This window comes from Actinoallomurus rhizosphaericola, assembly GCF_024055675.1.
GTDB lineage: Bacteria > Actinomycetota > Actinomycetes > Streptosporangiales > Streptosporangiaceae > Actinoallomurus > Actinoallomurus soli.
Window position 1 is genome coordinate 312,102 of the sequence record NZ_JAMXMW010000002.1, and the last position, 22,770, is coordinate 334,871.

General features: G+C 71.5%; 20 protein-coding genes. 12 read left to right on the forward strand and 8 right to left on the reverse strand.

Going from position 1 to position 22,770, the window contains the following annotated elements:
• Window positions 1-47 precede the first annotated feature (47 nt).
• The 6 genes from cysC to NE234_RS05365 all read left to right on the forward strand — a co-directional run bounded on the left by cysC (window position 48) and on the right by NE234_RS05365 (window position 6,583).
• A complete protein-coding gene (gene cysC / locus NE234_RS05340) occupies window positions 48-1,604 on the forward strand; it encodes an adenylyl-sulfate kinase (RefSeq protein ID WP_252777715.1) in 1,557 nt (518 codons plus the stop codon).
• A gap of 104 nt (window positions 1,605-1,708) precedes the next feature.
• Window positions 1,709-2,698 carry a sulfite exporter TauE/SafE family protein gene (locus NE234_RS05345; RefSeq protein WP_252777716.1) on the forward strand — a complete coding sequence of 330 codons (990 nt, stop codon included), beginning with the start codon at window positions 1,709-1,711 and terminating at the stop codon, window positions 2,696-2,698.
• A 314-nt stretch (window positions 2,699-3,012) separates the two neighbouring features.
• Complete coding sequence (locus NE234_RS45180; protein WP_252777717.1) at window positions 3,013-4,320, forward strand: sensor histidine kinase; 1,308 nt, start codon at window positions 3,013-3,015, stop codon at window positions 4,318-4,320.
• A complete protein-coding gene (locus tag NE234_RS05355; RefSeq protein WP_252777718.1) occupies window positions 4,317-5,000 on the forward strand; it encodes a response regulator transcription factor in 684 nt (227 codons plus the stop codon). Before NE234_RS45180 ends, NE234_RS05355 begins: the two co-directional genes overlap by 4 nt.
• A gap of 79 nt (window positions 5,001-5,079) precedes the next feature.
• Complete coding sequence (locus NE234_RS05360) at window positions 5,080-5,745, forward strand: hypothetical protein (protein ID WP_252777719.1); 666 nt, start codon at window positions 5,080-5,082, stop codon at window positions 5,743-5,745.
• Window positions 5,746-6,010: 265 nt separating this feature from the next.
• Window positions 6,011-6,583 carry a hypothetical protein gene (locus tag NE234_RS05365; protein ID WP_252777720.1) on the forward strand — a complete coding sequence of 191 codons (573 nt, stop codon included), beginning with the start codon at window positions 6,011-6,013 and terminating at the stop codon, window positions 6,581-6,583.
• Between the two features lie 12 nt (window positions 6,584-6,595).
• Here the strand turns inward: NE234_RS05365 and NE234_RS05370 are convergent, their stop codons facing one another.
• On the reverse strand, window positions 6,596-7,495 hold the full coding sequence (locus tag NE234_RS05370) for a beta-1,6-N-acetylglucosaminyltransferase (protein ID WP_252777721.1): 900 nt from the start codon (window positions 7,493-7,495) through the stop codon (window positions 6,596-6,598).
• Between the two features lie 137 nt (window positions 7,496-7,632).
• Between NE234_RS05370 and NE234_RS05375 the strand changes: the two genes are divergently transcribed.
• The 3 genes from NE234_RS05375 to NE234_RS05385 are packed head-to-tail and all read left to right on the forward strand — an operon-like array spanning window position 7,633 to window position 9,946.
• Window positions 7,633-8,952, forward strand: coding sequence for a hypothetical protein (locus NE234_RS05375; protein ID WP_252777722.1), 1,320 nt, complete (start codon window positions 7,633-7,635; stop codon window positions 8,950-8,952).
• Window positions 8,901-9,398 carry a PssD/Cps14F family polysaccharide biosynthesis glycosyltransferase gene (gene pssD, locus NE234_RS05380; protein ID WP_406566943.1) on the forward strand — a complete coding sequence of 166 codons (498 nt, stop codon included), beginning with the start codon at window positions 8,901-8,903 and terminating at the stop codon, window positions 9,396-9,398. The genes NE234_RS05375 and pssD overlap by 52 nt, the downstream gene beginning before the upstream one ends.
• Before the next feature lie 26 nt (window positions 9,399-9,424).
• Window positions 9,425-9,946: a glycosyltransferase gene (locus NE234_RS05385; RefSeq protein ID WP_252777724.1), complete on the forward strand. Its 522-nt coding sequence runs from the start codon at window positions 9,425-9,427 to the stop codon at window positions 9,944-9,946.
• A gap of 13 nt (window positions 9,947-9,959) precedes the next feature.
• On the opposite strand, the gene NE234_RS05390 is transcribed toward NE234_RS05385, so the two are convergent.
• The 6 genes from NE234_RS05390 to NE234_RS05415 form a co-directional block, all read right to left on the reverse strand.
• Window positions 9,960-10,316 carry a DUF6204 family protein gene (locus tag NE234_RS05390; protein ID WP_252777725.1) on the reverse strand — a complete coding sequence of 119 codons (357 nt, stop codon included), beginning with the start codon at window positions 10,314-10,316 and terminating at the stop codon, window positions 9,960-9,962.
• 9 nt (window positions 10,317-10,325) lie between these two features.
• On the reverse strand, window positions 10,326-11,420 hold the full coding sequence (locus tag NE234_RS05395) for a glycoside hydrolase family 26 protein (protein WP_252777726.1): 1,095 nt from the start codon (window positions 11,418-11,420) through the stop codon (window positions 10,326-10,328).
• Window positions 11,421-11,518: 98 nt separating this feature from the next.
• Entirely contained in the window at window positions 11,519-13,594 is a 2,076-nt protein-coding gene (locus NE234_RS05400) for a fibrinogen-like YCDxxxxGGGW domain-containing protein (protein WP_252777727.1), read from the reverse strand.
• A 221-nt stretch (window positions 13,595-13,815) separates the two neighbouring features.
• Window positions 13,816-14,718, reverse strand: a complete 903-nt coding sequence (locus NE234_RS05405) for a sulfotransferase domain-containing protein (protein WP_252777728.1) — start codon at window positions 14,716-14,718, stop codon at window positions 13,816-13,818.
• A gap of 1 nt (window position 14,719) precedes the next feature.
• A complete protein-coding gene (locus tag NE234_RS05410; protein ID WP_252777729.1) occupies window positions 14,720-16,402 on the reverse strand; it encodes a lipopolysaccharide biosynthesis protein in 1,683 nt (560 codons plus the stop codon).
• Entirely contained in the window at window positions 16,399-17,826 is a 1,428-nt protein-coding gene (locus tag NE234_RS05415; protein WP_252777730.1) for a hypothetical protein, read from the reverse strand. The genes NE234_RS05410 and NE234_RS05415 overlap by 4 nt, the downstream gene beginning before the upstream one ends.
• A gap of 194 nt (window positions 17,827-18,020) precedes the next feature.
• Here NE234_RS05415 and NE234_RS05420 point away from each other — a divergent pair, with 194 nt between their 5' ends.
• Together NE234_RS05420 and NE234_RS05425 are read left to right on the forward strand one after the other, a co-directional pair.
• Window positions 18,021-19,091: a hypothetical protein gene (locus tag NE234_RS05420; protein WP_252777731.1), complete on the forward strand. Its 1,071-nt coding sequence runs from the start codon at window positions 18,021-18,023 to the stop codon at window positions 19,089-19,091.
• Between the two features lie 153 nt (window positions 19,092-19,244).
• On the forward strand, window positions 19,245-21,152 hold the full coding sequence (locus NE234_RS05425; protein WP_252777732.1) for a Wzz/FepE/Etk N-terminal domain-containing protein: 1,908 nt from the start codon (window positions 19,245-19,247) through the stop codon (window positions 21,150-21,152).
• Window positions 21,153-21,311: 159 nt separating this feature from the next.
• Here the strand turns inward: NE234_RS05425 and NE234_RS05430 are convergent, their stop codons facing one another.
• On the reverse strand, window positions 21,312-22,208 hold the full coding sequence (locus NE234_RS05430; protein WP_252777733.1) for a glycosyltransferase family 2 protein: 897 nt from the start codon (window positions 22,206-22,208) through the stop codon (window positions 21,312-21,314).
• Window positions 22,209-22,267: 59 nt separating this feature from the next.
• Between NE234_RS05430 and NE234_RS05435 the strand changes: the two genes are divergently transcribed.
• Window positions 22,268-22,729 (forward strand): PPOX class F420-dependent oxidoreductase, encoded by a 462-nt coding sequence (locus NE234_RS05435; protein WP_252777734.1) that lies wholly within the window; start codon window positions 22,268-22,270, stop codon window positions 22,727-22,729.
• Window positions 22,730-22,770: the final 41 nt, after the last annotated feature.

Sequence of the window (22,770 nt, forward strand, 5' to 3'; positions counted from 1 at the left end):
AGCGTAGAGTGCAATGGTCAACGGTCGAGACACGATCGGAGCCTGCGTTGACGACGGAAGCCGGCGACCTACGCGACCTGCCGAGCCTGACGCCCGGCCCGGCCGAGCTGGCCGACCTCGAACTGCTGCTGAACGGCGCGTTCCATCCGCTCACCGGTTTCCTCGGCGCGGTGGACGCGGCGACCGTGTCCGCCGCCGGACGGCTGTCCGACGGCACGCCGTGGCCGGCGGCCGTGACGATCGCCGTCCCGGAGGACCTCACCAAGGAGGACCGGGTCGTCCTGACCGATCCGGAGGGCGTGCCGCTCGCGGTCCTGCACATCGCCGAGACGTGGCAGGACAACGCGTCACCCGCCGGGTTCCCCGAGGGTGATCCCCTTCGCGCGTCGGGGACGACCTCCTGGCACGCGGCCGGCCGGGTCGAGGCGCTGGCCCTGCCGGAGCACGGGACGTTCCGCCGGCTCCGCCTGTCCCCGCGCGAGGTGCGCGCGGAGCTGGCCGGGGCGACGACGCTGGCGCTGGCGACCCGCGGTCCGCTGCACCGGCGGCACCTCGGCCAGCTGCGCCAGCTCGCCGAGAAGCTCGACGCGCGGCTGCTGCTGATGCCGTTGATCGGCGAGGGCCACGACGACGCGCTGGTCCGCGCCCTGCTGGCCGTGCGCCGCGAACTGCCGGCCGGCACGCTCGTCGTGCCGGTGCCGCTCATCGAGCGGCCGGGCCGTGACCTGGCCCTCGCGGCCCACGTCGCGGCGGCGTACGGCGCCACCCATTTCTTCCTGGAGCCCGCCGCCGGCGCGGAGGAGGCCGCGCGGGCGGGGGCGCAGGCGCTGCCGTTGACGAGCGGACAGCTCCCGATCGAGCCGGTCACGCCCGAGCCGTGGGCGTACGACGAGAGCGTCGAGGTGTGGCGTCCGGTCTCCAAGATCGAGCCTGACCACATCCGGCCGGAGCCGACCGAGGCGGAGCTCGCCGCGATGCTGGACCGCGGCGAGAAGATCCCGGAGTGGTTCACGCTGCCAGCGGTGGCGGAGGAGCTGCGCCGGGCCAATCCCCCGCGGCACGAGCGGGGTCTCACCGTGTTCTTCACGGGCCTGTCCGGCTCGGGCAAGTCCACGATCGCCCGCGGGCTCGCCGACGCGCTCGTCGAGCGGGGCGGCCGCACGGTCACCCTCCTGGACGGCGACGTCGTCCGCCGGCTGCTGTCGGCCGGCCTGACGTTCTCCCGTGACGACCGGGACCTCAACATCCGCCGCATCGGCTACGTCGCCGCCGAGATCACCCGGCACGGCGGGGTGGCGATCTGTGCGCCGATCGCGCCGTACGCCGCGACGCGGGCGGAGGTGCGCCGGATGGTGAACGCCACGGGCGACTTCGTCCTGGTCCACGTGGCCACGCCGCTGGAGGAGTGCGAGCGCCGCGACCGCAAGGGCCTGTACGCCAAGGCGCGGGCCGGTCTGATCGCGGAGTTCACCGGCATCTCCGACCCCTATGAGGTCCCGGACGACGCCGAGCTGACCATCGACACCTCGCAGCTGACGCCCGAGGCCGCGGTGGAGCGGGTCCTCGACCTGCTCGTCGCCGGCGGCTGGGTGCGCTCCGAGTAAGGGTTCCGTCACCGAACGCCAACGGGGGCCTGCCTGGCGCTCCCCGGCCATCACCGTTTAACCTGAGTGTCCGACTTTCCCGATTTAACGGGTAGGGCATACGGATGCACTTCGATTACCAGATGGCCATGGGATCGTTCCTGGTCGCGATCGTGGTGGGACTGACCGGGATGGGCGGCGGCGCCCTGATGACGCCGATGCTCACCGTCTTCTTCGGCGTGCCGCCGCTCACCGCGGTCTCCAGCGACCTCGTCGCCGCAGCCGTCATGAAGCCCGTCGGCAGCCTCGTGCACCTGCGCCGCGGGACCGTCAACCTGCGCCTCGTCGCCTGGCTGTGCGCCGGATCGGTACCGACCGCGTTCTGTGGGGTCCTGCTCGCCCGCGCGCTCGGGCACGGCAGCCGGGTGCAGGACGTCATCGAGATCGCCCTCGGCGTCGCGCTGCTCATCGCCGCCTCCGGTCTCGTCATCCGCAGCTACCTGACCATGGCCGCCGGCGGTCCGCGCCGGGCGGCCCGCGCCTCCTCCCCCGACGACGGCGCGTCCTCGGCCCCCGTTTCCGTACGCCCAATCCCAACAATGCTGGTGGGAGCGGTGGGTGGCCTGGTCGTCGGAATGACCTCGGTCGGCTCCGGCTCGTTGATCGTCGTCGCTCTCCTCGCCCTGTACCCGAAGCTCACCGCCAACCGCCTCGTCGGCACCGACCTGCTGCAGGCCGTGCCCCTGGTGTGGTCGGCGGCGCTCGGTCACATCCTCTTCGGCGACTTCAAGCTCAGCGTCACGCTCGCGCTGCTGGCCGGGTCGATCCCCGGCGTCATCCTCGGCTCGCTGGCGTCGTCCCGCGCCCCGGGCGGCCTGATCCGGTGGGCGCTGGCGTTCGTCCTGCTGGCGTCGGCACTGAAGATGTTCAACGTGGGCACGACGCCGATGGCGTGGGCGCTGGTCGCCGCGGCGGTCGGCGGCACGGCCGCCTGGTCCCTGCTCCGCGCCTGGAACGGCCTGCGCCCGCTCCCGCTCCCCCGCGCCGACGCGCCGCCCCCGAGGACCGTCCCGGTCCGCCGCCCGGAGAAAGACCCCTCCGTCGTGCCCCACTGATCCGCGGCCATCGCCGACCAGGAGGCGTTGCAGAGGCCCCCACCGCCCGCCTCCTTGCCGCCGCTGGGGTCTGGTTTCCGCCGCTGTGGTCTGGTTGCCGTGGACGATGACGGTCGATGACCGATTCGCCGGGTCTGGGACGTCGCTACCGGCGGCGAAGTGGCCGATCGATCCGGCGCAGGGGCCCGTCGCCCGGACCAGGACGGGGTCCAGGCCACGTGCTCGGGGCGGCCCGCCGGGCTCGGCCGCGCGGGTCTCCATCACCGGGACCGGGCAGGGGTGCGTCACCGGAAGGTGGTCCGTACGGTGGGGGCGTGGATCTCACACGGCTGCGCCGTCGAATGGAAGCGGTTCCACCGTGGGCCGGGGAGGCGATCCTGTGCGCGTCCGTCGCGGCGGTGACCGTCTACCGCATCGACACCGCGACGCCGGCCGCCGCCTACCAGAGTCCTGACGCCCGGGCCTATGGGATAGGGCTTGCGATGGCCGCGGCGCTGCCGGTCCGCCGGCGCAGTCCGGCCCTGGCGCTCAGCGTCGTCTTCCTGCTGTGGGTCGTCTACCACACCGCGAACTATCCGGGCGGAGCACCGGCCGTACCGGTCTGGGTCGCCCTGTTCTCGGTGGCCTCCGCACGGCGGCGAAGAGCGGGGCTGGCGCTCGGGGGTGCGCTGATCGTGTCGGACGCGCTGGCCCGGACGAAGTACAGCGGCGTCGGCCTGTTCGACGCGACGCTCGACGGGTCGACGGTGGTGTTCATCGCGGCGCTGTTACTGGGCGACTCCGTACGCAGCCGTCGCGCGCGACGCGCCGAGTTCGAGGCCCGTCTGGCGCTGCTGGCCGCGCACCGGGACCAGGTCGCCGCACAGCGGCTCACCGAGGAACGGATGCGCATCGCCCGCGAACTCCACGACGTGTCCGCACACACGATCGCCGTGATCAACGTGCAGGCGAGCGTGGCCGCCGAACTGCTGACCGAGGCCCCCGACCAGGCGCGGGAGGCCCTTGATGCGGTCCGGCGGGCCGGTGGCGAGGCGATGGCCGAGATGCGGGCGACCGTCGGCGTCCTGCGGGAGCGGGACGGAGCGGAAGGCGGCGTGGCACCTCCGGCTCCGGGCATCGACCGGCTCCCGGACCTGGCCCTGGCCTGCGCCGGAGGCGGGCCGCGCGTCGAGGTGCGCGTCGAGGGCGAGCGCCGCCCGCTGCCCCGGCTGGTGGAGTTCACGGCCTACCGGATCGCGCAGGAGTCCCTCACCAACGCGTTGCGTCATTCCGACGCCGACCTGGTGGAGATCCTGGTGCGGTACGACGAGGCCGGGCTCGCTCTGGAGATTCGCGACGACGGCGGCGGAGGTGACGACCGCGCCGGCGAGACCGGGTGGGCGACGGAGGACGACGGCCGCACCGGCGGACCCGGGGGTGTCACGGAGGGCAACGGCCTGCGGGGCATGGCCGAACGCGCGGCGGGCCTGGGCGGCCGGTTGACCTCCGGCCCGTTCGTGTGGCCCGACGGCGCCGGGCGAGGTTTCCGGGTACGCGCCTGGCTGCCGGCCGTGGACGACGTGACGATGCGCAAGAGGGCTTCCCGAGTGGGCGACCGGCCGAGGGACGAGGAGGCGACGTGACGATTCGCGTGTTGGTGGCCGACGACCAGGCGCTCGTGCGAGCCGGGTTCCGCGTCCTCCTCGACCGGGCGGAGGACCTCGAGGTCGTCGCGGAGGCCGCCGACGGTGAGGAGGCGGTCGCCCTTACCCGGGCGCACCGCCCTGACGTCGTGCTCATGGACGTGCGGATGCCCGGCACGGACGGGCTCGCCGCAACGAGGCGGATCCTCGCCGACGAGCGGACGCCGGACGTCAGAGTGATCGTCCTGACCACCTTCGACCTGGACCGGTACGTCTTCGCCGCGCTGCACGCGGGGGCCAGCGGGTTCCTGCTCAAGGACATCGAGCCCGATACTCTGCGGCAGGCGGTGCGCACGGTGTTCAAGGGGGACGCCCTGCTCGCGCCCCAGGTGACCCGCCGGTTGATCTCGGCGTTCGTGGGGCGGCCGGACGGGCCGTCGTTCGACCCGGCCCTGTCGGCGGCCCTCACCGACCGGGAGCGCGAAGTGGTGACGCTCGTCGCCGAGGGCATGTCCGACCAGGACGTGGGCCGGCGGCTGGGGATGAGTCCCGCGACGGCGAAGACCCACGTCAACCGGGCGATGGCCAAGGTGAGCGCGCGAGACCGTGCCCAGCTCGTGGTGTTCGCCTACCGGTCGGGGCTGGCGGTGACGCCACCCGGCGTACCGCCCGCGCGGTAGTCCCGGTACCGCGAAGGCCGTATCACATCGCGCCGCGAAGTGGATGGAATCCGCTTCGCGGCTTTCTAGCGTTGCCTGCGTGGTCATTCACTCGGGCAAGGGAGAAACGATGCACCCGGTTTCCCGGATCATCGCCGGCAGCTGTCTCGTCATGGGGCCGGCGCTCCAGGCCATTTCAACGTTCTATTGGAGCGATCGCTATCAGGGCATCACCGCCGGAACTCTCATCGTGGCCGCGACGACCTGCTGGCTCATCGGTCTCGTCGCGCTGTACCGCCTCATCGAGCCGAGAGTGCCGCGATACGCGGCGATCGCGCTGCCGGCCGCGATCTACGGGTGCGTCGGCGGCGCCTCGTTCGGGCTCCAGGGAATGCACGAGGAACTGTTCCACGTCTCGCACACCGAGGCGGTGCGCCTGATCCACCAGCATCCCGGGGCGGCGTTCGTGACGTTCTGGTTCGCCGGTACGGCCTTTCCGCTCAGCCTTTTCGCCCTCGGTGTCGTGCTCACCCGGATCCGGGCGGTGCCCTGGCCGATCGGCGTCCTGCTGTTCGGCGGCGCCATCGCGTTCCCGATCAGTCGCGTACCGCGTGAAATCGCGATAGCCCACCTCGCGGACCTCGTACTTCTGGTGCCTTTCGCCTATCTCGGGGCTCGGATCGCGCTGGGCCATCTGGCCATGGTGCCTGCCCCCGACCGCTCGGCCGCCGCTTTGCCGGATTCGCCGATGAGCGCACGACGATGAGCAGGCGATGATTCAGCAGCCCACCGCCCGGAGCGTGATCGACAGGTCCAAGGCGATTGCCTCTGGTGCGCCATTGGCTTCGCTTCCTCTCTGTGGTGGCTTCGGCCGATCTGCCGATAGAGGCGGGGCAATGAGCGGGGCAATGATCCATCTGTCCCCTGCGCGCCACGTGATCGGAAGATCGACCCCGGGTACGCCCGCCGAACGGACCATTCGTCCGGCAGCAGCGACTCGCAGGGGTGGAAGCATGATCCGACGGGGAACCTTGGGCACATCGACCGGTGAAAAGGCCACGATCCACCGCAAGACGGCCGCCTGGTGCCTGGCGGCCGGCGTCGTCGGCCTCGCCTCGCTTCCCTCAGCGGCCGAGGCCGCCCGGATCCCGGCAGGCCCGCAGAGGCGTCTCGTCACGGACCACAACAACGACGGGAACGGTCATCACAACGCCACCGCCATGTCGGTGCGGAGTCCCATTCGCAATCGCGGCTATCAGCACACCACCAACCGGAACGCCGGAGGTGTGAGCGACGCGCAGAACGGCCTCTGTCGCAGCGTCCGGGTCTGCAACCTGACGCAGAAGGTCACCATCGTGAATCCCGAGCGACCGGCGCCACCGCTGCCACCGGCGCCGACGGTCGAGACCGCCGCACCGGTACGGCCTGCCGCCACACCGGTGCAGACTGCCGCCGTACCAGCCCGGTCCGCCGGCCCGCTGCTCTACATGGGCCCGTACGGTCTGATGCTGGCAGGCGAGGACTCCGCCGTTTCCTCTCCCTCCTCCGAGGACGCCGACGGTCCGGCGCGGTGGCTCCGCTGGTGGACCGGGCCCTTCTCCTGACCGGGGTGCCGGTCAGGACGGGGAACGGCGGTCGGCGGCGACCTGGTCGAGCAGGTCCGGGACCTCGGGATGCGCGGAAACGTCGATTTTGCGGGCGAAGAACGCGTCGTCGGCCCGGAGCTCGTCCAGGTGCGCCGCGGTGATCAGGTCGGGATGGCTCGCGTCGGCGCCCCACCGGATGAACCGCCTGCTGTCGTTGGCCACCGAGCGGGCCGGCCGCGCGTTCAGGGCCAGTGAGCAGATGAAGGTCTCGTCCGGGATCGGCGCGTACCGCAGATAGCGCAGCAGGCGGTCGGCCAGCGGGTCGGCCAGCATGCCGTGCACGGTCTCGGCGGACAGGTTGAACCACATGTCGCCGACGTACAGCCCCACCCCGTCCCGGTAGGGATGCCGCCGCTCGAACGGCAGCGGCACCGATCGGTGGGTGCCGGGCAGCCGCCGTTTACGCAGGTAGCGGCGGCGGGTCACCGCCTGCCAGGGGTCGGTGTCCGCCGCCGGATCGGGAGTGACGGCGAAGTGCCGCAGATACGCGTCGTACGGGGAGGCGGCGAGCTCCTTCTCGATCGTGGTGATGGGCCGGATCGGGTAGTCCTGGCCGGACACGAGAAGTGCCCAGGAGAACTCCGGGATGTTGGCCGCCACCCAGCGCAGCGACCGCCACTGCGCCTCGACCAGGGAGAGCCTTCCCCACTGGCAGGGGCGGGCGTCGGGGATCAGCGCGACGTTCGAGGACGGGCGCATCGTCAGGGGCTCACCGGTCGGGTCATGGTGGATCACCGCGACCGTGTCGACGCCGGTCCGGATCCGGTCCACGAGCCGGGCGACCTGCCCGGGGTTCCGGTGCGACAGCACGATCACGACCAGCGGTCCGCCGCCCACGCCCATCCCGCGCCTTTCACCGAGTTCCGCCATTGCGTGACCGAGCGTACTGGCGTTCCGGAAAAGCGGTGACGAGTCCGATGATGAAAGGCCGATTACGGTAAAGTGCCGGGAAAGTTGAAGTCGGTCACCGGGGCGGATCCGGGCTGATCAAGGGCACAGGGGGCGCAGTGCTCCGCGCACTTGTCGAACGGCTGTGGCTGCCCGAGCCGGAGTCCTCCGGGTGGCCGGTCCGGGTCACGTCGGGCGAGGTCCCGCCGGGGTACCGCGTGGTCGAGCGCTACGCCGTGGTGCCGTCTCCCGAGCGTCCGCGCTTCCTCGTTCCGCTCGACGGCCGGGCCGTCGCCGCCGGCAGCCTCACCCACTACAACGGGCTGCGCTGGGCCCGTCTCCGCGTCCCGCGTACGGTCCTGGGCGCCGGGTTCCGTACCGGGCTCGCGCCGCTCGTACTGCGCCACCGGCTGCTCGTCTGCGTTCCCGAGGAGCTTCCGTCGGCCGAGCTGGGCGACTACCTGCTGAGCGCGCACCTGGGACGGGTGCTCGGCCTGCCGCGGCCGGCGCTGGGCGTGGGCGTACGGCCGCCGGACCCCAACCTGAAGCCGACGCTCCAGCTCTTCGGCGCCGACGGCGCCCCCGTGGGCTACGCCAAGGTCGGATGGAACCCCGCCACCCGGGAGATGACCCGGCGGGAGGCGGCCGCCATCGCCGCGGTCACCCAGGGCCCGGCGGGCGGCATCCGCGTCCCGGAGCTGCTGCACCACGGCCCGTGGCGCGACTACGACCTCACCGTCACGGCGCCGCTGCCGCCGAGGATCCGCCGCTACCGGGAGGCGGAGCCGCCCCGCGCCCCGTACGACGCCGTCTTCCCCGACCAACCGACCCCGACCGACCTCCCGGGCTTCCCCGACCAACCGACCCCGACCGACCTCCCGGGCTTCCCCGACCAACCGACCCCGACCGACCTCCCGGGTCCCTTCGCCGCCCGTACGACGAAGCTGGCCGACTCGGCCTTCTGGCGGGCGCTGCGCGCGGAGGCCGCCGTGCTGGCCGCCGACGAGGAGGAACGGCGACTCGCGGCCCTGGTCGCCGCCCACTGCGACGAGCTCGAACGCGAGCACGGCGGCACACCCCTGCGCGTCGGCCGCTGGCACGGCGACTGGGTGCCCTGGAACATGGGCCGGTACGCCGGGGACCTGTACGTCTGGGACTGGGAGCACAGCGCCGAGGAGGTCCCGGTCGGCTTCGACCACCTGCACTGGCGGTTCCAGGACGCGCTGGTGCTGCGCGGCCGGCCGCTGGCCGAGGCGGTCGCCGCCGTACGGGCCGCGGCCGACCACGAGCTCCCCCAGATCCCCTCCGACCATCGCCGACTGCTCGGACGGCTCTACCTGCTGGAGATGTTCATGCGGACGTACCACCTCAAGCGGCTGGGCGGCGGATGGAACCCCGCCCTCCATCCGGCCATGCTCCAGGTCCTGGAGGAGCGGTGAGGGTTCTCCTGGTCTGCTCGACCGGCGGGCACCTGACCCAGCTGCACCGGCTGCGGCCCTGGTGGTCCGAGCACGAGCGGATGTGGGTGACGTTCGAGAAGGCCGACGCCTGTTCCCTCCTCGCGGACGAGCAGGTGACCTGGGCCTACCACCCGACGACCCGGAACATCCCGAATCTGCTGCGCAACCTGTGGCTCGCGCTGCGGCTGGTCCCGCGCTACAAGCCGGACGTCATCGTCAGCTCGGGGGCGGGCGTTGCCGTGCCCTTCTTCCTCCTGGGCAAGCTGCTGCGCCGGCGCACGGTCTACCTCGAGGTGTACGACCGCATCGACTCGGGCACGCTCACCGGCCGTCTCTGCTATCCGATCGCGGACCTGTTCCTGCTCCAGTGGGAGGAACAGCGGGCGCGCTATCCGAAGGGCACCGTCGTGGGGCAGCTGCTTTGACCGGCCCGGACAGACCGCTGGTCTTCGTGACCGTGGGCACCGACCATCACCGGTTCGACCGGTTGATGGGGTGGATGGAGCACTGGCTCGCGGCGAACGGCCACGTCCGCTGCGTCGTGCAGCACGGGCCGGCCGACCCGCCGGCGGGGGCCGAGTGTCATGACTTCCTGCCCCACGCCGACATGCAGGAGCTGTTCCGGCAGGCGACCGCCGTCGTCTGCCAGGGCGGACCCGGCTCCATCACCGAGAGCCGGCAGGCGGGACGGCTGCCGATCGTGGTTCCCCGCATCGCGCGGCTGGACGAGGTCGTCGACGACCATCAGGTGCGCTTCTCCCGGCACGTCGCGACCTTCGGCAAGGTCGCCCTGGCCGAGACCGCCGAGAGCCTGCACGCCCACCTGAACCGCGCGCTGGCCGACCCGGCGAAGTACGCCGTACCGGACGAGGCCGACGAGACGGCGCCCGCCGTCGCGCGGTTCGGGCTGCTGGTGGACGAGCTCGTCGCCGAGCCCCGGCGCCGCCGCTCCCGGTCCGCCAAGACGAACTGACCTCGCGTTTCGGTCAGGCGTTCCTGCGGGCGGCGCGGCGCTGCCGTGCGCCCAGGGGCGCCTGGGAGAGGTCCTCGGCGCTCGACCTCAGGTTCTTGTAGCCGTAGCCGCGTCCGGTCAGCCACGCCCTCGCCGCCTCCTCGGCGCGTTCGGTCGCGGCCGAGATGTCCTCCGCCGCCTCTCCCGTCTCCAGAAACCGGAAGGTGAAGGCGGACCGCGCGGCGAGGTCGTAGGTGAGGTGTCCTTCGGGGGTGAAGGCCGCGGTCAGGACGTCATGCTCGTCGGCCTCGGCCAGGAGCTCGGCGCGCTGCTCGGCGGTGAGCCCGTCGAAGACGCCCCGGACGATGATGCGGAAAGTGCGCGTGCTCATCCTCTGACCCTAATGAGCCGCCATCGGGTTCAGGTAAGAATTACGGCCCGCCGCGGCGTACGAGCTGATCATGCCCGGGCCGTTGTCGACCTTCAGGTTGCAGCCCGGCCCCGCGTCGAACCGGACAAGCCCGGCGATGTTGGGGTACTTGCTCCGCAGCACGCCGGGGATCGCGCGGTACCACTCGACCGAGCGCTTGGGATCGGCCGGGTCGTACTGCGTGCCGTACTCCGGGAGGATGAACGGCTTCTTGGCGAACCCGTGCTGCTGGAAGAAGCGGTACGTCGGGCCGACCTTCTCGTCGAACGTGTGCCACGGCCCGTTGTGGCACTTGTAGAAGTTGTACGGGTCCCAGCCCACCCAGTCGGCGTACGCGTCACCGGGGTAGGAGTCGAGCATCCGCTGCGGGTTGACCCCGCTCATCGTGCCGGTGACGACCCAGACCCACACGACGTTCGTGACGCCGGCCTTCTGGAAGACGTCGTGGACGTGCCGGGCGGCCGCGACGTACTCCGCCGCGCTGCCCTTCATCTCGCCCTTGTTCTGGTGCCGGTCCATCTCCGGGTCGAAGGACATGAAGACCTTCTTGCCGTACGCCTTCACGCGCTCGGCGACCGGCTCGACCACGGAACGGTCGTAGGTGCCGGCCGCGATGTCACGCCACTTGTAGCTCTGCTGGGTCTGGTAGACCTTGCTCTCCCACGCGAAGAAGAGCAGCCGGTCTCGGCCGAGCTCGCGTTCGGAGGCGTCCGGGAAACGTCCCGGCCCGGGGGCGTTCGAGAAGTCGTGGAAGCGCAGGGTGATGTCGAAGCGTCGGCCGATCTTGCCCTCGATGTCGGTCACGGCCGAGGTGAGGGACTTGCCCTGCACCGAGTAGATGCCCCAGTAGGCGCCGCACTTCGGCATGAGCTTGGCGTCGGCGCCGCAGTCTCCGCCCGGCGTGGCCGACCTGCCCTCCGCGAGGGCGACCGCCCTCGCAGGCGTCTTCCCGCCCTTGCCGTCGTTGCCGGAGGCGGAGCCGCAGGCGGACAGCACGGCGCCCGCGCCGACCAGCAGCACCGCCGACAGGGCGGCGACGCGCCCGCGTGCTCTGACGATCCTCATGTGCCAAAGCCTCCCATTCCCCAGGCCCCTAACGCGGGATCGGGGAATCACCCGGTGGGTGATTCCCCGATCACGATGATGCGGAAGGTGATTTCGGATCAGGGGCAGAACCGGCCGAAGCCGCCGAGCCACTGGTAGGCGGAACCGGTCCAGGAGCCCTGGCTCAGGTCGCCACCGGCCCACATGCACCCGTTGTTGTCCTTCACGAGCGCCCAGACGCCGTTGCCGGCCCGCGACGAGAAGGAGGGGTTCCAGTTGGGCAGGTACTTGCCGGTCTCGGCGTTCCAGGCTCCGACCATGTTGAGGCGGTGCACGTTGGAGTAGCCGCCGGTCTTCGGGTCCGGGTACGTCCAGCCGTCGGTGTAGTCGAAGTCGAAGCCGTGCGACCCGGCGTACAGAACGCCGTTGATCTCGACGCTCGACTGGAAGTCACCGCCGGAGCGGGCGAGGTTGCCGCCGATCTTCTTGTCGAAGTCCCGGTCGTAGACCTGCAGGTCGTGCTCTGAACCGCCCATCCACACGCGGTCACCGACCTCGAGGATCGTGTTGCGGTACGGCTTGCTCGGATCGTCGGTGCTGGGGATCCACTTGGTGTCGCCCAGCCCCGAGATGTGGCCGCCCGGTGCCGCCGTGCTGACGATCGCGAAGTCCTTGAGCGACACCTCCTTCTGCTTGCCCATGTGCTGCATGCGGCCGCCGAAGTAGACGCGGTCACCCTGCGAGCTGGCGTCGAGCGAGTAGACGCCCGCGTCGAAGAACGGGTTCCAGGTGGTGTCCGGGGTGCCGTCCGTCACCTTGACGCGCGCGGCGCCACCGACCCAGAACGGCGACTTGCTGATGGTCGTGCCGCCCTTGATGTGGTCGAACGTACCGCCGATGTAGAGCCAGCCGTCCTGGATGTCCATGGCCCGGCCGCGCGGGATGTTGGGGTTGCCGTTGGCGTCCTTGCCGCCGCGGATCAGGCTGGACTTCCAGGTGGACAGCGGCGCGCCGGTCTTCAGGTCGAGCGCGGCCAGGCCCGACGTGTTGGCGACGCCGTTCACGTTGGTGAAGTCACCGGAGACGAACAGCTTGTCGCTGGTTCCCTTGATCGCCCAGACCTCACCGTCGAGCTTCGGCCGGAACCCGGTCTTCCACTCGCCGGTGCTCGTGTCGAACGCCGCGAGGTAGGACTGCTGGACCTTGTCGCCGGCCGCCGGGTTGGCGCCCTTCTGCACGTACTTGAACTCGCCGCCGACGTAGAGCGTGCTCCCGACGACGCCGAGGGCGTGCACCTCGATGTGGTTCTCGCCGCTGAGGCCGCTGACGACGCCGGTCACGCCCCACGGGCTCGACGAGGTCTTGCCGCTGAGCAGCTTCGGCGTGGCCGGGGCCGGGCCGCCGGTCGAGGTCGTGATCTTCGGACGGATCCAGACCTGCGTGAACGGGGTGGGCAGCCCGCTGGAGGTCGCCTTCCAGAGGTAGCTGCTCGCGCTGGTCGAGGCGCCGGAGATGCTCGTGGTGTACGCGAAGCCCTTCTTGTACGAGTCGTCCTTGGCCTTGACGGTCGACAGGCCGTTGTACGGGTGCAGGAAGTCGGACTTCTTGATCGTGTCGGTGTACCCGCCGTCGTAGGTCGTGCCGTCGAAGGACGCCGAGCTCAGCGGGAGCCCGCCGTCGAAGGTCCACGACCAGTCCGCCAGGTCCTTGTACTTGAGCGAGACGTCCTGCCAGGAGGTGCCGTCGGCGTTCTTGGCGCGGTGCAGCCGGACCTCGTCGATCGAACCGCCGTTGAACAGGCCGTTGATCGTGTCGCCGGGGACCGTCGCCGGCGAGAAGGCGCCGGTGCCGGTCGGCGTGTTGCGCACGTTGGACGCGCTGCTCTGGCCGGCGTAGTGGAAGTTCCAGTTCTCGCGGCCACGGCCGACGAGGATCCAGCCTCCACCATCGGTGGTCATGTCGCAGTAGAACTGCTGGGCGCTGCTCATCCGAGGCGTCTTCAGCCAGTACAGGCCGGTCGTGCTCTTCGGATAGTCCTGCTTGACGGCCCAGCAGGACAGCGCGGCGGCGCCGGAGGACTTGCCGTCCGGCGCGCCCGCGCTGGCCCAGTTGGGGACGAAGATGATGCCGGCGGCGACCAAGGCGGCCGCACCGGCGACCAGGGGGGCCTTGCGCGCAGGCAGACGGAATGCCATGAACTCTCCCGCGGAGATAAAGCGGCGAGCAGAGGGGCTCGGGGGATAATCAATCTGCGGCACAGAGAAGCTGGCGCAGGAACGTGGCAAAATTAGTGCAACGTGCACTCGTTGTCAACGAGAGTAATCATTTCGCTATTGCCGGTGATTAGCTTGCGAAAAGTCGCTGCTGAGACGAGTAAACCTCTTCTGGGGGCTGCGCGTCGCCCCACACCGCCGCGTCAGGCCGGCCAGGAGTACTCCTCGCCCAGCAGCTCGTACAGAGCCCGGTTGTGCGGCCGGTAGAACTCGGTGAGCTCCTCCTTGGTGGCCGGATTCATCGGCGGTGCCGGAAGATGGTTGTGCCGTTCAGCGATCTTCAGCGGATGTGCAGGAAGCCCCAAGAATTCGGTGACCCGGTCCACGGCCGCCTGCTCGTTCGCGTACAGGTCCTCCGCCGGCATGATGAGGAACTGCTCGCGGGGGAAGACCGAGAACCAGTTCTCCAGCTGCGGCCGGTAGATCCCGCGGTCCCGGTAGGTGTAGAAGTCGTGGGCCCGGCTGTAGTACATCGGGTCGGCGGCCATCTTCTCGCGCTCGCCCCGCAGCCGTTCCGGCTCGGCCGCCAGGGCCTCCTCGAAGCTCAGGTCCTCGACGCCGTCCCCGACCCGCTCCCAGTAGTGGGAGTAGGCGCGTTTCACCGGATCGCGCAGCGTCACGATGATCTTCACGTCCGGAGTGCGGGCGCGCACCCGCTCCGGCACCGGCGGGTAGTACATGTAATAGGGGCAGGCCTCGCCGGTGACGGGCCGGGGGCCGCCGAGGCGCTGCTGGATCCGGTCGAGCTCCTCCTCGGTGGCGAAGTGCGAGCGGTACCAGTCGTCGCCCCGGTGGTAGTTGACGTAGTAGTAGCCGGGACTCTTGACTCCGCGCGACTCCGGATACATCGGCATGACCAGCGGGTGCTGGATGAGGTAGTTCCACAGCGAGGTCGTGCCGCCGCGCTTGGTGCCGATGATGAGGAAGTCCGGCAGGTGCCGCCGGTCGGCGGTCCGCACGGCGTACGCGCGCGTCGTCGCATTGGCCGCGTCCTTCACCCAGCGTGGCGAGCGGTCCTTCGCCCACCCGACGAACCCGGTCGGCACGTCAGCCCTCCTCTTTCTCCCCGGCGCGCCCGCGTGACCGCAGCGCCCCGACCATCACATCGGCCTGCAGCACGTGCCGCAACCGCCACAGCACGGCACCGTAGCCGCCGGTGGCCAGGACGGCGTACGCGGCGAACGCCGGCAGGCCGGTGCCCAGGAGGACCCGCAGCACGATGCCGAGACCGCCGAACCACACCAGCGCCCAGGCCCCGACGGGAGCCAGCGTCCGCGTCCGTAGCCGCAGGCCCATGAGGTAGCGAACCTGCACCACGGCCAGCAGGTTGTCCACGAGCATCGACACGCCCCACGCGGTGGCGGCGCCGATGATGCCGAACGGCGGCACCAGCAACAGGTGCAGCACCACCATGAGGACCACGACGACGGCCTTGTCGATCAGGTTCCACGAGCTCTTGCCGCCCATCAGCAGGACCGTCTGCACGTTCCCGGTCGCCAGCACCAGCGCCATGGCGCAGGCGAGGATCGCCATCGCCCCGGCGCCACCACGGAAGTCCGTGCCGAACAGCGTGAGGACGAACGGCCCGAACACCGCCAGGGCGAGGTACAGGGGCCAGGAGGCGGCGACGATCCAGCCGGTCGCGACCGCGTTCAGGTCCTCGGCCTGCCGCGTCTCCCCCCGCGCGAGCAGACCGGCGATCTGCGGCGCGACGGCGAGCCGCGTGGCCGCCAGCACGAGCGTCCCGGTCGTGATGAACCGGCCGGCCGTGGCGTAGATGCCCGCGTCATGGCTGGACACCATCGCGCTGACGAGCGGAACGCCGAGCCAGGTGACGACGATCTCGAGCATGGCCGCCACGCCGCGCAGCCCCGAGAAGGCCCAGAACTCCCGGACCGCCGAAGACGCCGCGCCGTCCGACGCGATCCCGTCCCCTCCGGCCGCCGCGGATGCGACCCGGCCCACTCCGGCCGCCACGGGTCCGACCTGATCCGGTCCGGTCGCCGTGGACGCGGCCCGGCCCGCTCCGGCCGCCGCGTGGTCCTCGGACTCCGCCCGGCGGAGCAGCCGCCACAGGATCGCGACCGCCGCGACGAAGGTCAGCGCGATGGGCAGGGACCAGGCGACCATGACCCCGCCGGCGCCGTAGCCGACGGTGGCGACGGCGATGACGAGCACCGGGCGGCTCAGCGGCGTGATGACGTTCGCCTGGACGGTGAAGGCGGCGAGACTGCCCATGCCGCGGGTGCCCGACAGCGCGACGTTGCGGGCGGCCGACACGGCCAGGACGGGTCCGCAGACCCGCAGCAGGAACACGGCGTCGTCATGGTGCGCGGAGTCGACGAGCAGCCCGGCCAGCCACGGCGCCAGCGCGAACACCGCCAGCCCGGTGACCGCGCCGACGGCCAGCACGGGGACCAGCGCGGCGACGACGACCCGGCGGAGGTCACCGACCCGGCCGAGGGCGCGCAGGCGCGCCGTCGTGCGTACCAGGCCCGTGTCGGCGCCCAGTTCGGTGACCTCCGTGAGGATCATGAAGAGCGCGACCACGGTGAAGAAGACGCCCGTCTGCGCCGGGCCCAGCACCCGCGCGACGACGACGGTCAGCAGGAAGCCCGCCACCGCGGCGACGCCGGAGCCGACCAGCCCGATCGCCCCGCCGCGCGCGAACTCCCGTACGTGCGAGCGCCCGGCGCGGTCGTCCCGCGCGGCCTCGGCCTGAGTGGTCAATCGTCGTCCTCTCCCTGGCTCCAGGTCGGCCCCGGGGTGTAGCGGACCCAGCCGGACAGGGTGCGGACGTCCGGCCGGGCGGGGCCGCTCCCGGGCCGCCGGCGCGGCGGGCCGAGCGGCGCCACCTCCGGGCCGGCCGCCGTCTCACGCATCACGAGCGCCGCCGCCACGAAGATCACCACGAGCTGGGAGCCGTCCAGGCCGTAGTAGAACATCATGAAGGAGGCCATGACCGTCACGACGTGCAGCCACAGCAGCGCGCCCGGCGCGGCGCGTGTCCGCAGCGGAAGCAGCCACAGCCAGGCGCAGAACAGGGTCAGCGCCACGAAGCCGAACGAGAACATGACGTTCCAGAACTGGCCCTGGGTGCCGACCGAGATGCTGAGGGTGAGTGACGGGCGCGGCGCGCCGAACCCGATGAACGGCGACTGCAGCGTGCGCTCGAACGCCTCCCGGTAGATGGTCGCCCGGCCGGCGTTCGTGGAGCTGTACTGGGTGCGGCTGCCGATGCTCTGCCCGACCCCGAGCGCCGAGGCCGTCGCCAGGCCGATGCCCAGCAGGACGAGCACCGCCGCCAGCCACTTCACCTGCCCGCGGAAACCGAACCGGACGGCGGCGTACACGACGCCGACGCCGACCGCGAGGAACATCCCGCGGTTCAGCGTGCTGAAGGCGGGGACCAGCGAGGCGAGGAGCAGGACGGTGACCGCCTGCCGCCGCCACCGGACCGCCGCCGTCCGCATGTACAGGATCGCGAACGGGACCAGCAGCGCGAAGTGGCTCCCCCACGTGTTGGTGTACGGGAACGGCGCGCTCGGCCGGTTGTAGGCGCGCGGCGCCCCCCAGGGCCGCTGCACCTCGGCGAACTTCGGGTGGACGAGGTCCTTCACGTAGTCGTTGCCGGCGATCGAGCCTGGCAGCAGGCTCTGCATGGGCGTGCTGATCGATCCGTTCGGCAGGATGACGCCCAGATAGCCGCCCGCGACCACCCAGATCCAGAACAGCACCATGAGGCCGATGGCGCGGGACAGCGGCAGCGCGCGGCGCGAGGCGTTGTAGACGTAGAGGAAGAAGATGGTGGCCGCCGCGTAGTTCATGAACCGGAAGACGAACCCGATCATGCGGCCGGCGCTGTCGAGCTGGGTCGCCGACAACGTCATCCAGATCAGGAACAGCAGCCACAGCCCGAACGCGGGCGGCACACGGAGGCCGCGCCGCAGCAGCAGAACACCGAACATCGGCAGCGCGGCGAGGTCGGCGGCGAACCCGCCGAGCCCCAGCACCCACAGGACCGGGTAGCCCGCGAAGAACACCGCGAACGGCCACCGGGGCAGGTCCTGACCCCACGACTCCTCTTCGGAGGAGGGGGCGCCGGAGGCGCGCCGGGATCCCGGCCGCGCGTTCGAGGAGCTCACGGCGGTCACGAGGCGATCAGGCCCGCAGGCCGAGAGCCGCGCTCGACGGGGCGCGCCCGGCCGCCGGAACCGCCCCTTCGTACCAGTTCGACACCGACAGCTCCTTAGACTGCTTGTCCCGCCGCCACGCCGGCAGGAGTTTACCGGGGGCGGCCCCGGGCCTTACCTTCTCAAAGACTTCAGTGGGGAGAGCCGGGAACAGCATGCCCATCCGTCTGTACCGCGCGTCGTCGGTGTTTCTGGCCGCGCTCTGCGCATTCTGGCCGACCGCCGCCACCGCGCGCGTCGACGGAGATCCGGGACCGATCGACGCCCAGGTCGTCGAGACCGTGACCGACACGCGCATCACGCAGGCGAGCGGGCTGGCGACCAGCGAGAACGGCCGCATCCTCTACAGCCACGAGGACTCGGGCCGCTCCACGGACGTCTTCGGGCTCGACGCCAAGGGCAAACCGCAGTTCACCGTACGCCTGCCGGCGGGGTCCAACCAGGACTGGGAGGACATCGCCGCGGTCCGGCTCCGCAACGGCAAGCGGGCCGTCTACGTCGGCGACATCGGCGACGCGCTGAGGACCCGTCAGGCGGCGAAGAGGTCCAGCCGGCGGGACTACGCGGTGCTGAAGTTCGACGAGCCGCCCGCGAACTCCACCGGCCAGGTCACGCCGGCGGGCCTGGAGACCTACCACCTGCGGTACGCCGACGGCGTCCCCGGGCGCAACGCCGAGACGCTGCTCGTCCAGCCCGGCACCGGCCGCGTCTTCGTCGTCACCAAGACCGAGACGGCACAGCAGCGCGCCTCGCTGTGGGAGGCGCCGGCGAACCTGAACCCCCAGGGCGTCAACCTGCTGCGCAAGGTCCTGGACGTCCCGGTCACCCGGGCGTCCGGCGGCGACTTCTCCCCCACCGGCGACCGCGTCGTCATCCGCGACGACGACACCGCGTACGTCTGGTGGATCAACGACGGCGACGTGGCCAAGTCCCTCGCGGACAAGCCGACGCAGGTCCTCCTGCCCCAGCAGAAGCAGGGCGAGGGGGTCACGTTCACGCCGGACGGTCACTCGCTGCTGGTCAACTCCGAGGGCGTCGACCAGCCCATCTGGCGAGTGCCGCTGCCGAGCTCGGTCAACGCGATGACCGCACCGCTGCCCGCGCGGCAGAGCGCCGGCGACACCGGCGGCGGGCAGGACACCACCCTGGTCGCGCTCGCCATCGGCGGGGCGGCGTTCGTCCTCGCGGTCGCGCTCATCGGCTTCCACGTCCGGCGCCGCGCGTAGTCGCGGCGCACTCGTCGGCCGCCGCGCCGACGAGTCCCGCGCACGTCATGCGCCGCGCCTGACGAGACCCGCGCAAGCACACGGATCGGCCAAGCCCGGCAAGGTATGTTATGGCGGTCTCATAGACCTTCGGCGAAGGGGCCACGCAGTCAGATGGACGCCACGGCCACGGGGGGCTCGCGCGAGCTCGCGGACTACCTCGCAATGCTCAAACGCCGCTGGTGGGTGGTTGTCGCCGCGGCCGCCCTCGGCGTCGCGGTGGCGGCGATGCTCGTCGTGGTGATGCCCAAGACGTACTCCGCCTTCACCGTCGTGAACGTCACGCCCACGAACCTGGACAGCGGCAGCCAGTCCGGCAAGCAGCAGGACATCAACCTGCAGACCGAGGCGCAGCGCGTCCGCTCGTACGACGTGGCCGAGCGGGTCGCCCGGAACCTGCACTCGCAGGAGACCCCCAGCGCGCTGAGCGCGTCCGTGTCGGTGAACGTCCCGAACAACTCGACGGTCCTCTACATCACCGTCAACGCCGCGACCGCCGTGGGCGCGCGGGACCGCGCGCACGCCTTCGCCCAGGCCTACCTCGACGACCGCCGCGACAGCGCCACCGGGGTCCTGATGACCCAGATGGGGGCCCTCCAGCGGCAGATCAACTCGTTGTCGAAGCAGCTGCGGACGATGACCGACAAGGTGCAGAAGAACCTGGTCGTCGCCCAGATGCAGGCCCTCAACAACAAGTCGTCCGACCTGCGGGTGTCGGCGGCCAACGTCAACCCCGGTCAGATCATCACGGACGCGCGGCTGCCCGGCTCGCCGTCCGACCCGAGCCTGATGAGGTACCTGCCGAGTGGGTTCGTCGGCGGCCTGCTGCTCGGCGTGGTCCTGGCCATCCTCCTGGACCGTACGGACAAGCGGGTGCGCACCGCGCAGGACATCGAGCGGGTCCTCGACCTGCCGGTCCTGGTGGACATCAAGCGCGGCCGGGAGGGCCTGGGCCTGCTGCCGGCGCGCAGCCGTACCGGGCAGAGCTTCCACGAGCTCTCCCATGTGCTCACGGCCACGCTGGGCCACGGCAACCACGTCCTCCTGGTCACCGGCGCGGCACCGGGCCGCGGCGGCAGCCACGTCGCCGCCAACCTCGCGGCGGCGCTCGCCCGTACGGGCTCGGACGTCCTGCTGGTCTGCGCGGATCTGGGCTCCTCGGTGGCCGGTGAGATCCTCGGTCTTCCGGAGGGGCCGGGCCTGTCGGAGGTGCTGCTCGGCTGGGCCGAGCCGCCGGAGGTGATCCGCAAGAACCACGGCGCGCCGACGCTGAGCGCCATCACGGCCGGCGCGAACAGCGAACTGGCCGCCGAGCTGCTGCAGCGCGAGCAGATGACCCGCCTGATCGGCTCCCTGCGGGAGAACTACCGGTTCACGGTCATCGAGGCCCCGTCCACCGAGCTGGGCGCGGACGCCCAGGCGCTGGCGGACCTGGCCGACGCCGCGATCATGGTGGTCGAGGTCCCCCTCGCGCGTTATGACCAGGTACGGGACGGTGTCCGGCGCATCGACCGGATGGGCGCCGCGGTGATGGGCGCGGTCGTGCTGCCTGTGCAGGACGACAAGGTGTCCGCGCCGCCGCCCCGGCCCCTGCCGGCCCGGACCCCGCCTCCGCTGCGCGAGCGGCCGGCTCCTCCCCCGGCGATGCCGACGACGGCGACGGCGCAGAGCAAGTACCAGGCCATCGAGGACGCGCCGACGGTGCTCGACATGGTGGCCGTGTCCGACGAGGGCGCCCCTCCCCCGAAGGGCCGCCGGCACCGGCCCGAGCCGCTCCCGCCCGCGTCCGGTGAGCAGTCCGCCCGCTCTTCGGCGCCGGCGCGCTCCACGGCTCAGCCGCGGTCCGAGCTGGCCCGCTCCGTTGAGCCTCCGCGCCAGGCCGACCCCGCCCGCCCTGCGGACGCGGCGCGCCCGGCCGAGGCGGCACCGCGGAACGACACCGCCGAGTCGGCACGGCCGGCACCGGCCGACAACAGTTCGGCGGAGACTGCCGCCAACCCCAAGGTCACCTGGACGACCTGAGCGACCACCGTCCGGCGCGCGAAGGCAGCCCTCCGCGCGCCGGACGGTCACGGTCGCGCCGAGCGCCGACGGCGCAAGACGCGCTCCTCTCGAAGGCCGGGCCCCTCGAAGGTCGGATTCCTCGGAGGCCGGACCCCCGAGGGTCAGACTCTGCGTGGGTCAGATGCCCCGGCCGCGGGCGTGCAGGGTGAGCAGGACCCGCTTGCCGGAGACGGCGCCGCTGGCCACCGCGAGCGCGAACGGCACCCGCCGCTCCTTCCAGTTCGCCCGCATCGCCCGGCCCGCCCAGCGCACGGCCTCCCGACGGCGGCCGATGGTGGCGCAGCCGAACGCGATCTGCCCGTACACGCGCGCGGCCGCCTCCGGGGACCGGCCGATCTCCGGGTACCGGTCGAGGAACCACCGCAGGGCCTCGACCTTCGTCTCCCAGGCCTGCGCGTAATAGGACGTCTGCCCGAACAGCACGCGGACGTACGGCCGGTCGACGTTGACGATCGGATGCCGCCGGGCCGCCCGCAGCGCCAGGTCCCAGTCCTCGCCCTGGCCGCCGGGGATCGTCTCGTCGACCATGCCGATGTCGATGAGCGCCTCGCGCCGCGCGACGTACGTCGAGGAGTGCACGCTCACCACGCGGTCGCCCACCAGGTCGTCGAAGCGGACCCGGTCGGCGCCGGCCAGGCGGGGCAGCTCCCGGCCGTCGAACGCGACCAGGATGCCGCAGCTGGCCAGGACCGCCTCGGGCTCGGCCTGCAGCGCCGCCACCTGGGCGGCCAGCTTGCCGGGCAGCCACACGTCGTCGTCGTCGCAGGAGGCCACCAGGTCGGTGTCGAGCGCGAGGATGCCGGTGTTGCGGCTGCCGGGGAGGCCGGGCGTACGGGTGTTGGCGATGACCTCGACCCGGTCACCGGCCAGGCTCGGGTCGGGTTCGGCCCGGTCGTACACGACGACGACGCGCACCGGTCCGTCGTAGTCCTGGGCCAGCACCGACTCGATCGCCTTGCGCAGCAGCCGGGGACGGTTGTGAGTGGGGATGACCACTCCCACAGAGGGCAGCACGGGCCAGAGTCTAGGCTGCTGTGCGTAATCATGAGCAGCGTCCGGAAGGGTGATTACAGGTGGCTCCGAGGATCGCGACCGCCGAGCGGGTCGACCGTGACCAGTTGCTGGAGTTCCTGCGGACCCGGCACCACGGGATGTTGTCCACCGTACGGGCGAGCGGCCGGCCACAGATGTCGCCGGTGACCTGCGGCGTGGACTCCGACGGGCGGATCGTCATCTCGACGTACCCCGCGCGGGCCAAGGCGCGTAACCTGCGCCGGGACGAGCGGGTGTCGATCTGCGTGCTGTCCGACGACTGGGACGGCCCGTACGTCCAGGTCGACGGGCGCGCCGAGGTGCTGGACATGCCGGAGGCCCTGGACGGGCTGGTGGAGTACTACCGCTGCATCGCCGGCGAGCACCCCGACTGGGACGAGTACCGCGAGGCGATGCGGCGGCAGGGCAAGTCGCTGATCCGCATCCACATCGAGGAGTGGGGGCCGATCGCGACGGGCGGCTTCCCGCCCGAGCGGTCCTGATCCGAGCGGCGTACGGGCCCGGCTCCCCTGGGGAGCCGGGC

What these genes read in the sequence shown, in the direction of transcription:
- NE234_RS05425 (WP_252777732.1), top strand. Translation starts at nt 19,245, where the DNA reads ATGGACGCCACGGCCACGGGGGGCTCGCGCGAGCTCGCGGACTACCTC.
- pssD (WP_406566943.1), top strand. Translation starts at nt 8,901, where the DNA reads ATGGAACCCCGCCCTCCATCCGGCCATGCTCCAGGTCCTGGAGGAGCG.
- NE234_RS05390 (WP_252777725.1), bottom strand. Translation starts at nt 10,316, where the DNA reads ATGAGCACGCGCACTTTCCGCATCATCGTCCGGGGCGTCTTCGACGGG.
- NE234_RS05345 (WP_252777716.1), top strand. Translation starts at nt 1,709, where the DNA reads ATGCACTTCGATTACCAGATGGCCATGGGATCGTTCCTGGTCGCGATC.
- NE234_RS05370 (WP_252777721.1), bottom strand. Translation starts at nt 7,495, where the DNA reads ATGGCGGAACTCGGTGAAAGGCGCGGGATGGGCGTGGGCGGCGGACCG.
- NE234_RS05395 (WP_252777726.1), bottom strand. Translation starts at nt 11,420, where the DNA reads ATGAGGATCGTCAGAGCACGCGGGCGCGTCGCCGCCCTGTCGGCGGTG.
- NE234_RS05400 (WP_252777727.1), bottom strand. Translation starts at nt 13,594, where the DNA reads ATGGCATTCCGTCTGCCTGCGCGCAAGGCCCCCCTGGTCGCCGGTGCG.
- NE234_RS05420 (WP_252777731.1), top strand. Translation starts at nt 18,021, where the DNA reads ATGCCCATCCGTCTGTACCGCGCGTCGTCGGTGTTTCTGGCCGCGCTC.